Annotated in this window: 12 protein-coding genes; 6 read left to right on the top strand and 6 right to left on the bottom strand. The window is 71.4% G+C overall.

The annotated features are described in order from the left end of the window. Positions 1-5: 5 nt before the first annotated feature. From G6N10_RS03640 to G6N10_RS03615, 6 genes are all read left to right on the top strand, one after another. A complete protein-coding gene (locus G6N10_RS03640; protein WP_085098319.1) occupies positions 6-539 on the top strand; it encodes an HdeD family acid-resistance protein in 534 nt (177 codons plus the stop codon). Between the two features lie 135 nt (positions 540-674). Further along, entirely contained in the window at positions 675-2,144 is a 1,470-nt protein-coding gene (locus G6N10_RS03635; protein WP_085098322.1) for a cytochrome ubiquinol oxidase subunit I, read from the top strand. A 38-nt stretch (positions 2,145-2,182) separates the two neighbouring features. After that, positions 2,183-3,226, top strand: coding sequence for a cytochrome d ubiquinol oxidase subunit II (gene cydB, locus G6N10_RS03630; RefSeq protein ID WP_085098325.1), 1,044 nt, complete (start codon positions 2,183-2,185; stop codon positions 3,224-3,226). Between the two features lie 79 nt (positions 3,227-3,305). Next, the gene (cydD, locus tag G6N10_RS03625) at positions 3,306-4,883 is read left to right on the top strand and encodes a thiol reductant ABC exporter subunit CydD (RefSeq protein WP_234810622.1); all 1,578 of its coding nucleotides are present in this window, start codon (positions 3,306-3,308) and stop codon (positions 4,881-4,883) included. Beyond that, positions 4,870-6,501, top strand: coding sequence for a thiol reductant ABC exporter subunit CydC (gene cydC, locus G6N10_RS03620; protein ID WP_085098331.1), 1,632 nt, complete (start codon positions 4,870-4,872; stop codon positions 6,499-6,501). Before cydD ends, cydC begins: the two co-directional genes overlap by 14 nt. Further along, a complete protein-coding gene (locus G6N10_RS03615; RefSeq protein ID WP_085098333.1) occupies positions 6,498-6,956 on the top strand; it encodes a DUF4190 domain-containing protein in 459 nt (152 codons plus the stop codon). The genes cydC and G6N10_RS03615 overlap by 4 nt, the downstream gene beginning before the upstream one ends. Here G6N10_RS03615 and G6N10_RS03610 read toward each other — a convergent pair. Genes G6N10_RS03610 through trpB form a run of 6 tightly spaced genes read right to left on the bottom strand, consistent with a single transcriptional unit; the run spans position 6,953 to position 13,433 of the window. After that, positions 6,953-7,816 carry an acyl-CoA thioesterase II gene (locus G6N10_RS03610; protein WP_085098336.1) on the bottom strand — a complete coding sequence of 288 codons (864 nt, stop codon included), beginning with the start codon at positions 7,814-7,816 and terminating at the stop codon, positions 6,953-6,955. The genes G6N10_RS03615 and G6N10_RS03610 overlap by 4 nt on opposite strands. A 23-nt stretch (positions 7,817-7,839) precedes the next feature. Then, positions 7,840-9,258 carry a pyruvate kinase gene (gene pyk / locus G6N10_RS03605; RefSeq protein WP_085098339.1) on the bottom strand — a complete coding sequence of 473 codons (1,419 nt, stop codon included), beginning with the start codon at positions 9,256-9,258 and terminating at the stop codon, positions 7,840-7,842. A gap of 35 nt (positions 9,259-9,293) precedes the next feature. Then, complete coding sequence (locus tag G6N10_RS03600) at positions 9,294-9,689, bottom strand: DUF2752 domain-containing protein (protein WP_085098342.1); 396 nt, start codon at positions 9,687-9,689, stop codon at positions 9,294-9,296. A 26-nt stretch (positions 9,690-9,715) separates the two neighbouring features. Next, on the bottom strand, positions 9,716-11,368 hold the full coding sequence (gene lgt / locus G6N10_RS03595) for a prolipoprotein diacylglyceryl transferase (RefSeq protein WP_085098345.1): 1,653 nt from the start codon (positions 11,366-11,368) through the stop codon (positions 9,716-9,718). Between the two features lie 8 nt (positions 11,369-11,376). Continuing rightward, entirely contained in the window at positions 11,377-12,177 is an 801-nt protein-coding gene (trpA, locus tag G6N10_RS03590; protein WP_085098348.1) for a tryptophan synthase subunit alpha, read from the bottom strand. Beyond that, complete coding sequence (trpB, locus tag G6N10_RS03585) at positions 12,174-13,433, bottom strand: tryptophan synthase subunit beta (protein ID WP_085098351.1); 1,260 nt, start codon at positions 13,431-13,433, stop codon at positions 12,174-12,176. Before trpB ends, trpA begins: the two co-directional genes overlap by 4 nt. Between the last annotated feature and the right edge of the window lie 4 nt (positions 13,434-13,437).

Raw genomic sequence — 13,437 nt, 5'->3', positions numbered from 1 at the left:
CCCAGATGGTCGCCGCGCTGTGGAAAGCGACCCTGATCTCCGGCCTGCTGTCGGTGGCGCTTGGCGTGGCCGCGCTGGTCTGGCCGGGCAAGACGCTGCTCGTCACCGCGATCATCTTCGGCGCCTACCTGCTGGTCAGCGGTATCGCGCAGGTGGCGTTCGCGTTCGCCCTGCACGTGTCGACGGGCTCTCGGGTGCTGATGTTCATCAGCGGCGCGGCCAGCATCGTGCTGGCCTTCCTGGCGTTCCGGCACTTCGGCGAGGGCTACGCGATCCTGCTGCTGGCCATCTGGATCGGCGTCGGCTTCATCTTCCGCGGGGTGGCCACCACCGGCACCGCGATCGGGGACCCGGAGCTGCCCGGCCGCGGCTGGAACATCTTCTTCGGCATCGTCACGCTGCTCGCCGGCATCGTGATGCTCGCCTCACCCATCCTGTCGATCGTGACGCTGACCTACGTCGTCGGTGTCTGGCTGGTGGTCATCGGCGCGTTCGAAATCGGCAGCGCAATCGGCATGCGCAAGGACGCCAAGGGCTGATCGCCCCCGCGAGGAGCCGTCGTCCACCCAAGGTGGGCGGCGGCTTTTTCGTTGCGTTCCGGTCGCCGACCGGCGCCAATCTCTACTACACTCCGTCGTAGGCATTCACCCCTTCGACCGGGAGATGGTCCGCACATGAACGCTCTCGACGTTTCACGGTGGCAATTCGGTATCACCACCGTGTACCACTTCATCTTCGTGCCGCTGACGATCGGCCTGGCCCCGCTGATCGCGGTCATGCAGACCATCTGGTTCGTCACCGGCCGCAACGAGTGGTACCGGCTGACCCGATTCTTCGGGAAGCTGTTTCTGATCAACTTCGCCATCGGCGTGGCCACCGGCATCGTCCAGGAATTCCAGTTCGGGATGAACTGGAGCGAATACTCGCGCTTCGTCGGCGACATCTTCGGCGCGCCGCTGGCGATGGAGGGCCTGGCCGCCTTCTTCTTCGAATCGACCTTCATCGGCCTGTGGATCTTCGGCTGGACCCGGCTGCCCCGCGCGCTGCACCTGGCCTGCATCTGGATCGTCGCGATCGCGGTGAACATGTCGGCGTTCTTCATCATCGCCGCCAACTCGTTCATGCAGCACCCGGTCGGCGCGAAGTACAACCCGGAGACCGGTCGCGCCGAGCTGTACAGCATCGTCGAGCTGTTCACCAACAACACCGCCATCTGGGCGTTCCTGCATGCCGTCGCCGCGTCCTTCCTGACCGCGGCCACTTTCGTCGCCGCGGTCAGCGCCTGGTGGATGGTCCGCGACCGACGCGCCCAGGCCACGCCCGACCCGCAGTCCGACGCCGTGCGGCTGTACCGGCCGGCGACCATCCTCGGCTGCTGGATCGCGCTGGTCGCCTCGGTCGGGCTGATCTTCACCGGCGACGTCCAGGCCAAGCTGATGTTCGAGCAGCAGCCGATGAAGATGGCCTCGGCGGAATCGCTGTGCCACACCGAGACCGACCCCAACTTCTCCGTGCTGACCGTCGGGACGCACAACAACTGCGACGGCATCAGCCGGGTTCTCGAGGTGCCGTTCGTGCTGCCGTTCCTGGCCGAGGGCAGGTTCTCCGACGTCACCCTGGCAGGCGTGGAGGATCTGCAGCTGGCCGCCGAGGCGAGCTTCGGCCCCGGCAACTACCGGCCGAACCTGTTCGTCACCTACTGGTCGTTCCGGGTGATGATCGGCCTGATGGCCTTCCCGGGGCTGTTCGCCCTGGCCGCGCTGTGGCTGACCCGCGGCGGGCGGGTGCCGCGGCAGCGCTGGCTGTCGCATTTCGCGCTGATCACGCTGCCCACCCCGTTCCTGGCCAGCGCGGCCGGCTGGGTGTTCACCGAGATGGGCCGCCAGCCCTGGGTGGTGGCGCCGAACCCGACCGGCGACCCGATGGTCCGGCTGACCGTGCTCGACGGCGTCTCCAACCACTCGGCGGCCATGGTGTGGACGTCGCTGACCCTGTTCACCCTGACCTACGGGGTGCTCGCGGTGTTCTGGTTCAACCTGCTGCGCCGCTACGTCGTCGCCGGACCGCAGGAACACGACTGCGAACCGGCGCCGGCGCGCACCCCGGACGACGACGACGTCGCGCCGCTGTCATTCGCCTACTAGCGGACATTCGCCTACCGGCAGATAGGAGCTGATCGACGATGGGACTTCAAGAGTTCTGGTTCATCGTGGTCGCGGTGCTCTTCGTGGGTTTCTTCATCCTGGAGGGCTTCGACTTCGGCGTCGGCATGCTGATGGCACCGCTGGGCCGGCTCGCCGCGCGCCGCGGCGAGGATCCCGAACAGCACCGCCGCGCGGTGCTCAACACCATCGGCCCGGTGTGGGACGGCAACGAGGTGTGGCTGATCACCGCGGGCGGCGCGATGTTCGCGGCGTTCCCCGGCTGGTACGCCACGGTATTCTCGGCGCTGTACCTGCCGCTGCTGGTGATCCTGTTCGGCATGATCCTGCGGGTGGTGGCCATCGAATGGCGCGGCAAGGTCGACGACCCGCAGTGGCGGCGGTACGCCGACTTCGGCATCGCCGCCGGGTCGTGGCTGCCGGCCATCCTGTGGGGCGCGGCGTTCGCGATCCTGGTCCGCGGGCTGCCGGTGGCCGCCGACCAGCAGGTCTGGGACCTGTCGTTCTTCGACGTGATCAACGCCTACACGCTGCTCGGCGGGCTGGCCACCTGCGCGCTGTTCGCCCTGCACGGCGCGGCGTTCCTGGCGCTGAAGAGTTCCGGTTCGGTGCGTGAGAACGCGCTGAGCATTGCCGGCTGGATCTCGGTTCCGGCGCTGGTCATCGTCGCCGCGTTCGGGCTGTGGACCCAGCTGGCGCACGGCAAGTCCTGGACCTGGGTCGTCTTCGCCGCCGCCGCGGCCTCGCTGGTGATCTCGATGCTGTTGCTGCGCAACGGCACCCGGGACGGCTGGGCCTTCATCTGCACCACGGCGACGGTGCTGTTCGTGATCGCCGTGCTGTTCGGCAACCTGTACCCGAACCTGGTGCCCTCCACGCTGAACCCGGAGTGGAGCCTGACCATCCACAACGCGTCGTCCAACCCGTACACGCTGCGGATCATGAGCTGGGTGGCGCTGATCATCACGCCGCTGGTGATCGGCTACCAGGGCTGGACCTACTGGGTGTTCCGCCAGCGGATCTCCGCCGACCGGATCCCGGCGCCGATCGGCCTGCCGAGGTAGCTCGTTGTCCAGCCGCGGCCCACTCGACCCCCGACTGATCCGGGCCTGCCCCGCGGTGCGACGGTTCCTGGTCGCCTCGGTGGCCGCCGGGGTGGTGGTCAGCGGCTCCGCGATCGCCGCGGCGGTGTTGCTGTCGGCGCTGGTCGCCGGGCTGGTCACCGACCCGGGGAGTCGCTCGCCGGCGCACTGGTGGCCGGTGCTGGCCGGGCTGGCCGCGGTGTGGGGGCTGCGCGCCGGCGCGACCTGGCTGCAGGCCCGACTGTCCCAGCGCGAGGCGTCGGCGGCGATCGCCGACCTGGCCGGGCAGGTGCTGGAGGCGGTGACCGCCCGCGATCCGCGCCGGGTGGCCGCCGACCGGGACGCCGCCACAACGGTGGTGCTCGACGGTCTCGACGGGCTGCGACCGTACTTCACCGCCTACCTGCCCGCGCTGCTGCAGGCCGCGATCCTGACCCCGGCCGCGCTGGCGGTGATGGCCTGGTACGACTGGTCGGCGGCGGCGATCGTGCTGGTCGCGCTGCCGCTGATCCCGATCTTCATGGTGCTGATCGGGCTGGCGACCCGGGACCGGTCGGCGGCCGCGCTGGCGGCGATGACGACGCTGCGGGCCCGGATGCTCGACCTGATCGCCGGCATTCCCACGCTGCGCGCCCTCGGCCGCGCCGACGGGCCCACCGAGCGGGTCGCCGAGCTGGGCGCGGCGCACCGGCGCTCGGCGATGGCCACCCTGCGGATCGCCTTCCTGTCCACCCTGGTCCTGGAGCTGCTGGCCACCCTGGGGGTGGCGCTGGTGGCGGTCAGTGTCGGCCTGCGGCTGGTTTACGGGCACGTCGAGCTGCTGCCCGGGCTGACCGCCCTGCTGCTGGCGCCCGACGTGTTCTGGCCGCTGCGCCGGGTCGGCGTCGAGTTCCACGCCGCCGCCGACGGCAAGACCGCCGCGGACGCCGCCTTCGCGCTGATCGACGACGACACCCGGCACGCCCCGGCCGGCGGCGCGGCGCGGGTGGCGGCGGCGGGCGCGCCGATCCGGCTGACCGGGCTGTGGGTGGACGGCCGCGACGGCCCCGCCCCCGCCGGGCTGTCCGGCACCATCGAACCGGGCCGGCTGACCGTGCTCACCGGCCCCAACGGCGCGGGCAAGTCGACCACGCTGCAGGTGCTGGCCGGCCTGATCGCGCCGGACGCGGGCACCGTCACGGTGGCCGGGGTACCGGTCGGCGAGCTGGAGCTGCGGGCCTGGTGGGCGCAGCTGGCCTGGCTGCCGCAGCGCCCGGTGCTGGTGCCCGGCACCGTCACCGAAAACCTGGAGCTCTTCGGCCCGCTGAACGACCCCGACGCCGCCTGCGCGGCCGCCGATTTCGACGCGGTGCTGGGCGAACTGCCCCGCGGTGCGGCGACCCTGCTGGGCCGCGGCGGGGTCGGCCTGTCGCTGGGCCAGCGTCAGCGCCTGGGGCTGGCCCGCGCGCTGGGCTCCCCCGCACCGGTGCTGCTGCTCGACGAGCCCACCGCGCACCTGGACGTCGCGGCCGAGGCCCGGGTGCTGGCCGCGCTGGTGCGTCGGGCCCGGGCCGGGGACACCGTGCTGGTGGTCGGCCACCGGCACAGCGTGCTCGAGCACGCCGACACCGTCATCGAGGTCGACCATGTCCGGGTCTGACCCGCTGCGCCGGGCACTGCCGCTGCTGCGCCCCCGGCTGCCTCGGCTGGTGCTCGCGGTGACGCTCGGGGTGTTGTCGCTGGGCAGCGCGCTGGCGCTGGCCGCGGTGTCGGCGTGGCTGATCGGCCGGGCCTGGCAGATGCCGCCGATTCTGGACCTGTCGGTCGCGGTGGTGGCGGTGCGCGCGTTCGGCATCTCCCGGGGCGTGCTGCACTACTGCGAACGGCTCGTCTCCCACGATGCGGCGCTGGGCGCCGCCGCTTCGGCGCGGGTGCAGACCTACCGCCGGCTGGCCCGCCGGCCCGGGGACGCCGCGGCGCGGCTGCCCGGCGGCGAGCTGGCCGGCCGGGTCGGCGCCGACGTCGATCAGCTGGCCGAGGTGCTGGTGCGCGCGCTGTTGCCGATCACCGTCGCCGCGGTGCTGTCGGTGGCGGCGGTGCTGCTGATCGGCGTCGTCTCACTCGGTGTGGCAGCGGTGCTGGCGGTGTGCCTGCTGGTGGCCGGGGTGCTGGCGCCGTGGCTGTCGGCCCGGGGGGCGGCCGCCGCGGAGTCCGCCGCCCGCGCCGAGCACGACGGCCGCGACGTCGCGGCGATGCTCGCGTTGCAGCACGCCGCCGAGTTGCGGGTGGCCGGCCGGCTGCCCGCGGTGATCGCCGAAACCCGACGCCGGCAACGGGATTGGGGAGCAGCCCTGGACCGGGCCGCCGCCCCGGCCGCCATCGGCGCCGCGGTCCCGACGTTGGCGATCGGCGCGGCGGTGCTGGCCGCCGCGGTCGCCGGGATCGGGCTGGCCGACCAGCTGGCCACACCGACCCTGGTCATCTTGATGCTGGTGCCGCTGTCGGCGTTCGAGGCGACCACCGCGCTGCCCGCCGCAGCCACCGCGCTGACCCGTTCGCGGATCGCCGCCCGCCGGCTGATCGAGCTGACCGGGGACCCGCGGGTACCGCTGCCCGAACCGACCCCGGGCCCCGAGCCCGCCGGCTGGGACCTGACCGCCGATCAGCTGCGCGCCGGGTTCCCCGGCGGCGCAACCGGATTCACCGGCAACCTGGCGCTGCCCGCCGGCACCCGGCACGCGGTGACCGGGCCAAGCGGATCCGGGAAGACCGCCCTGCTGCTGACGCTGGCCGGCCTGATTCCGCCGCGCGCCGGGCAGGTCCGGCTCGGCGGGGTGCCGCTGAGCGAGCTGTCCGAGCCGCAGCTGCGCGCCCGGATCGGCTACTTCGCCGAGGACGCGCACATCTTCGAGACGACGGTGCGGGACAACCTGCTTGCGGTGCGCGGGGACTGCACCGACGACGAGCTGCTGGCGGCGCTGGACCGGGTCGGCCTTGGCGACTGGCTGGCCGGGCTGCCCGACGGGCTGGGCACCGTACTGACCGGCGGCGCGGCGGCGTTGTCGGCCGGGCAGCGCCGCCGGCTGCTGCTGGCGCGGGTGCTGTGTTCGCCGGCCCCGGTGCTGCTGCTCGACGAGCCGACCGAGCACCTGGACATCGGTGACGCCGCTGCGCTGCTGCGGGCCATCATGACCCCCGGGGAGCTGTTCGACGAGGGCCGGACGGTGATCGTGGCAACCCATCACCTCGACGCCACCGCGGGTATCGTTGCCCTGTGAGCTACCCGCCGCCCCCGCCGCAGCCGTATTCCGATCCGCCGGGCGGTTATCCGGGCTATCCGCCGCCGCGCAACGGCGCGGGCACCGGGGCGCTGGTCTGCGGTGTGCTGTCGATCATCACGGCGGTGACGGTGTTCGGCGGGGTGATTCTGGGGCTGGCCGGTATCGCACTGGGCGTGGTGGGGCGCCGTCGCGCCGCCGCCGGCCTGGCAACCAACCGCGGGGCGGCCACCGCCGGCATCGTCACCGGCGTGCTCGGCATCCTCGTCGGCGCGGCGGCACTCGTCGGCTACCTCACCCTGACGTCCTGGTTCCTCGACGACATCGGCGGCCGGGACCTGGTCAGCTGCCTGCAGAATGCCGGCAGCAACGTCGAGGCCCAGCAGGCCTGCCAGGACGAGTTCGCGACCAGCCTGGAGAACCGGTTCTCCCTGACGGTGACCCCGACCCCCTAGCGCGCCGGGAAGTACTTGACCAGGCCCTCCTGCACGACGGTGGCCAGCAGCTGGCCGTCGAGCCCGAAGAAATGTCCGCTGCCCATGCCGCGGGATTCGGCCGCCACCGGGGACGCCGTCGAGTACAACACCCAGTCGTCGAACCGCACCGGGCGGTGAAACCACACCGAGTGGTTGATCGTCGCCGCGAAGATCCGGTCATGGCCCCAGGACAGCCCGTGGGTGGTGATGATCGAGTCGAGCACGGTGGTGTCCGAGGCGTACACCAGCGCGGCGTTGTGCAGCACCGGGTCCTCGGGCAGCTCGCCCCGGGCCTTGAGCCAGACCCGGTTGTGCCCCAGCTTCTCGCCCTTGTCCCGCATCACCCAGGCCGGATCGTTGGTGTAGCGCCACTCGATCGGCTTGAGGGCACTGACGAACAGCGGCACGGTCTCCTCGTAGCCGACCAGCAGTTCCTCGATGGTCGGCAGTTCGTGCGGCGGCGCGACGTCCGGGGCAGCCATCCCGTGTTCCAGGCCCGCGCCGCCGGACAGGTACGCGATCAGCGCGGTGGCCAGCAGGTTGCCGTCCTGCACGACGTCGACCCGACGGTTGGCGAAGCGCCGCTCGTCACGCAGCCGCACCACCTGCAGCTCCAGGTCATGCTCCGGGTCGCCGCCGGCGATGAAATGTATCGACAGGGCGCTGGGCGGCAGGTACCGCTCCAGGGTGCGGGAGCCGGCGACGAACGCCTGCGCCATCATCTGCCCGCCGAAGGTGCGGACCGGGTTCCTGCTGGGATGGGCTCCGTAGAACACATCGTCGCCACCGTTGCGCAGGTCCAGGACCGCCATCAGCTCTTCGAAGTCGCGCTGCGGCACAGCCCGGTCCTCCCGCGTTGTCGTCAGTGATCGTCCTCGCCGATGCGATGCACGTGGATCATGTTAGTGGAGCCTATGGTGCCCGGCGGTGCCCCCGCCACGATGACGACCAGGTCGCCGCGACGGTACCGGCCCAGCTCCAGCAGCGCCTTGTCCACGTCGTGGATCATCCCGTCGGTGCTCTGCATCCGGTCGACGATGAAGGTTTCGGTGCCCCAGGTCAGCGCCAGCTGGCTGCGCACCGCGGGGATCGCGGTGAAGGCCAGCAGCGGCAGCCGGCTGTGCAGCCGGGCCAGCCGCTTGACGGTGTCACCGGATTCGGTGAACGCCACCAGCGCCTTGGCGTCCAGCCGCTCGCCGATGTCGCGGGCCGCATAGGAGATGACGCCGCGCTTGGTGCGCGGCACGTGGGTCAGCCGGGGCACGCTGGTGGAGTTGTCCTCGACGGCGGTGATGATCCGGCCCATCGTGCGCACCACCTCGAGCGGGTAGTTGCCCACCGAGGTCTCCCCCGACAGCATCACCGCGTCCGCCCCATCGAGCACGGCGTTGGCCACGTCGGAGGCCTCGGCGCGGGTTGGGCGGGAGTTCTCGATCATCGACTCCAGCATCTGGGTGGCGACGATGACCGGCTTGGCGTTCTCCCGGGCCATCTGGATGGCCCGCTTCTGCACCAGCGGCACCTCTTCGAGCGGCAGCTCGACCCCGAGGTCGCCGCGGGCGACCATGATGGCGTCGAAGGCCAGCACGATGGCCTCCAGGTTGTCGATGGCCTCGGGCTTCTCCAGCTTGGCGATGACCGGCACCCGGCGACCGACCCGGTCCATCACCTCGTGCACCAGCTCGATGTCCGCCGGTGAGCGGACGAAGGACAGCGCCACCAGGTCGACGCCCAGCCGCAGCGCGAACTCCAGGTCCTCGATGTCCTTTTCCGACAGCGCGGGCACCGAGACGTTCACGCCGGGCAGTGACAGGCCCTTGTTGTTGCTGACCGGGCCGCCCTCGGTGACGGTGCACACCACATCGGGTCCCTCGATCGCCTCGACGACCAGGGCCACCTTGCCGTCGTCGACCAGCAGCCGGTCCCCGGCCTGCGCGTCGTCTGCCAGGTGCTTGTAGGTGGTGGAGACCCGGTCGTGGGTGCCGGCGCAGTCCTCGATGGTGATCCGGACGGTCTCGCCGGTGGCCCAGACGGTGGACCCGTCGGTGAACCGGCCGAGCCGAATCTTGGGGCCCTGCAGGTCGGCCAGGATGCCGACCGCGTGGCCGGTTTCATCGGAGGCGGCGCGCACCCGCTCGTAGGCGGCCTGGTGGTCGGCGTAGTCACCGTGGCTGAAATTCAGCCGGGCCACATCCATGCCGGCTTCGACCAGGGCTTTCACCATCTCGGGCGTCCCGACAGCGGGTCCGAGCGTACATACAATCTTGGCGCGTCGTGTCACGACGACCCAGCATAGCGGTGGCCGCGGAAGCCTTCTCAACCGATCAAGAACGGCGCCAGCGGAAAGCCCGGAAGATTGCGCAGCACGGTCCAGCCGAGGGCGGCAATCACCAGCACCGTGGCCATCGCGCCGGTGAGCACCGGCCGCCCGCGGTACCAGCGCGACAGGCCCCACGCGGCCAGCAGCGGCAGCCCCAGCAACAGAAACGCATTGTCGGCGACGGCGCCGGCGAGGTCGCCGTGCAGCACGTCATGGGTCATTCGCAGGCCCCCGCAGAACGGGCAGTCCCAGCCGGTGAGCAGCAGGAACGGGCAGCGCGGGAAGACCGCGCCCGGCCGGTGCGGGTCGACCAGCCCGACGTAGCTGAGACCCCCGGCCAGCAACGCCCCCGTGGCGAGCACTCCGTAGCGCGTCGCTCGGGAAACGGTCATGCCTGACAGGGTAGCCGCGCCGGAGGTCAGCGGCGCCGACGCAACCAGCGGCGCCGGGGTGCGGGGGTGGCCGCTGAGACTGCGGCGTCCTCGGCCGCGTCGGCATCCCGCTCCGGCGCAGGCTCAGCCTCCTCAACCGGCGCAGGGGTGGCCTCCGAGACTTCGGCGCCCTCGGCCGGCTGAACGGCGTCCGCGACTTCGGCTTCCTCAACGGCATCGGCAGCGGGTTCGAGTGCGGGCTCCTCCGCCTCGGCGACGTCCTCGGCAGCGTCAGCGTCAGACTCGAGCGGGGGCACCTCGGGCTGCTCCGCGCCCTCCGGCTCGGGATCCTCAACCGGCGCCTCGGCGTCCTCGGCGTCGGTGTCCTCGGTGTCCTCGGTGTCCTCCGAGACTTCCGCGTCCTCAGCCAGCTCTGCGTCCTCGGCCTGCTCGGATCGCGGGGCGCCGCCGGCCGGCGCCTCCAGCAGGCCCTCCAACTCGTCCTCGCTGACCTCGTCGACGTCCTCGTCGAACTCGGCGTCCTCCAGATCGGCGGCGGACTCCACGCTCACCTCGGGAGCCGCGACCTCGGCCTCCCCCAGTTCGGCGTCCTCGGCCACCGTGTCGGGCTCAGACTCTGGCTCCTCGGGCTCGAGCTCCTCGGCCTCCAGCACGTCGGCCTGCATCTCCCCGGCCCTGTCCCCGTCGCCGGCCCCGTCGACGCTGCCGCGGGCAACGGCGGTCACCAGCCCGGTCCCGGCCGCAGCGGCGACCACATCCTTGCGGAGCTCCACGGCCAGGTCCTGCAGCTCCTCGCGCAGCGGCTCGGCGGGCTGCCCACCGCTCAGCGTTGCCGGATCCTCCCGGCCCTTGGTCGCGAGGATGAAGTAGACCACCGCACCGATGAACACGAAGGTGGAGGTGAAGGAATTGACCCGGATGCCTTCGAAGTGCGTTGCGACGTCATCCCGCATCAGCTCAATGCAGAATCGTCCGACGCAGTAGCCGGCGACATAGAGCGCGAACAGTCGTCCGTGCCCGATTCGGTAGCGTCGGTCGATCAGGATCAGCGCCGCGAAAATCAGCAGGTTCCACAGCAGTTCGTAGAGGAAGGTCGGGTGCACGACGGCGCACACCTGGCCGGTCGAGACCCCGTCCAGCGGCTGGCTCTGCGCCCCGCAGCCGGCGCCCCGATCGAAGATCTCCATGCCCCACGGCACGGTGGTGGCCCGGCCGTAGAGCTCCTGGTTGAAGTAGTTCCCGAGCCGGCCGATGGCCTGCGCGAGGATGACTCCCGGCGCGACGGCATCGCCGAAGGCGGGCAGCGGGATTCCGCGTCGACGGCAGGCGATCCAGGCGCCGACGCCGCCGAGTGCGACCGCACCCCAGATGCCCAGGCCGCCGTCCCAGATCCGCAGCGCGGCAAGCAGGCCGTGGCCCTGCGGGCCGAAATAGATTTTCCAGTCGGTCAACACGTGGTACAGCCGGCCGCCGACCAGGCCGAACGGGACCGCCCACAGCGCGACGTCGTAGATCACCCCGGGTTCGCCGCCGCGGGCCACCCAGCGGCGGTCGCCGAGCATCAGCGCGGCGATGATGCCGATGATGATGCAAATCGCATAGGCGCGCAGCGGGACCGAGCCCAGGAACCAGACTCCCTGCGGCGGGCTGGGGAAATACGCCAACAACGTCGTGCTCACCCAGCTACCTAGCCCCTCTGCCGCACCCCAGCGGCAAGTTCAGCGGTCAACGTGCGCAGCGCCGGGAGACCGTTGTCCCCCAACGCCGAAACCAGGGCCGATCCGACGATCACCCCGTCTGCGTAGCCGGCGATGTCGGCGGCCTGGGCGCCGGAGCGCACCCCCAGGCCGACCCCGCACGGGATGTCCGAAACCGCGCGCACCCGGGCGACCAGTTCCGGCGCCGCGCTGGAGACGGTGTCGCGGGCTCCGGTCACCCCCATGGTGGAGGCGACGTACACCATCCCCCGGCAGTGCGACACGGTCATCGCCAGTCGCTCGGGCGTCGAGGAGGGCGCGACCAGGAAGATCGGATCCAGCCGGTGGGTGGCCGCGGCGGCCAGCCAGTCGTCGGCCTCCTCGGGGATCAGGTCGGGGGTGATGATGCCCAGTCCGCCTGCGGCGGCCAGATCGCGGGCGAAGGCGTCGATCCCGTAGTGCAGCACCAGGTTCCAGTAGGTCATCACCACGGCATGGCCACCCGACGCGCTGATCGCCTCGACCGCGCGCAGCGAGTCCCGGACCCGCACCCCGCGCTGCAGCGCCAGCTCGGTGGCCGAGGCGATGGTCGGCCCGTCCATTCCGGGATCGGAGTAGGAGATGCCGACTTCGACGATGTCGCAACCGGATTCGACCAGGGCGGTCATCGCGTCGATCGAGGTGTCGACGTCGGGATAGCCGGTCGGCAGGTAACCGATGAGTGCACCGCGGTTCTGCTCCCGGCAGGCGGCGAAGATCGGACCCAGCCGGCCGGACTGATCGACGGTCATTCGGTGGCCTCGGTGTCGAACAGGCCGAACCACTTGGCGGCGGTCTCGACGTCCTTGTCGCCACGGCCGCTGAGGTTGCAGATGATCACCGCGCCGGGGCCCAGTTCCCGACCGAGTTGCAGTGCGCCGGCGACCGCGTGCGCGGACTCGATCGCCGGGATGATGCCCTCGGTGCGGCACAGCAGGCCGAACGCATCCATCGCCTCGGCGTCGGTGATCGGCCGGTACTGCGCACGCCCGGTGTCCTTGAGGTACGCGTGCTCGGGGCCGACCCCCGGATAGTCCAATCCGGCTGAGATGGAATGCGATTCGACGGTCTGGCCGTCCTCGTCCTGCAGCAGGTAGGAGTACGAGCCCTGGAATGCCCCGGGGGTTCCCCCGGTGAAGGTGGCGGCGTGCCGGCCGGACTGCATGCCCTCGCCGGCGGCCTCCAACCCGACCAGCCGCACCGACGGGTCGTCGAGGAAGGCGTGGAACGCGCCGATCGCGTTGGAGCCCCCGCCGATGCAGGCGACGACGGCGTCGGGCAGCGCGCCGGTGCGGGACTGGATCTGCGCGCGGGCCTCAAACCCGATGACCCGCTGGAAGTCGCGCACCATCACCGGGAACGGGTGCGGGCCGGCGGCGGTCCCGAAGCAGTAGTAGGTGTCGGCGGCGTTGGTCACCCAGTCCCGGAACGCCTCGCTGATGGCGTCCTTCAGGGTCGCCGAGCCGGTGGAGACGGCGACGACCTCGGCGCCGAGCAGCCGCATCCGGGCCACGTTGAGCGCCTGCCGGGCGGTGTCGACCGCGCCCATGTAGACGACGCACTGCAGCCCGAGCAGCGCGCACGCGGTCGCGGTGGCGACGCCGTGCTGACCGGCGCCGGTCTCGGCGATGATCCGGCTCTTGCCCATGGTGCGGGCCAGCAGCGCCTGCCCGAGCACATTGTTGATCTTGTGCGAACCGGTGTGGTTGAGGTCCTCGCGCTTGAGGAAGATTCGGGCCCCGCCGGCGTGCTCGGACAGCCGGGTGGCCTCGTACAGCGGCGACGGACGGCCGGCGTAGTCGGCCTGCAGCCGGTCGAGTTCGTCCAGGAACGTCCGGTCGGTGCGGGCCTTCTCGTAGGCGGCGGTGACCTCTTCGATGACCGCCATCAGCGCCTCGGCGACGAATCGGCCGCCGTACACACCGAAGTGGCCGCGGGCGTCGGGATCGTGGTGGCTCGGCTCCGCTACACCGGCGCTGGCGCGCGGGAGCCCGGGGGTGCTGTCCATCGAG

Source organism: Mycolicibacterium fallax (genome assembly GCF_010726955.1).
Lineage (GTDB): Bacteria > Actinomycetota > Actinomycetes > Mycobacteriales > Mycobacteriaceae > Mycobacterium > Mycobacterium fallax.
This window is presented reverse-complemented; position numbering and strand designations above follow the sequence as displayed.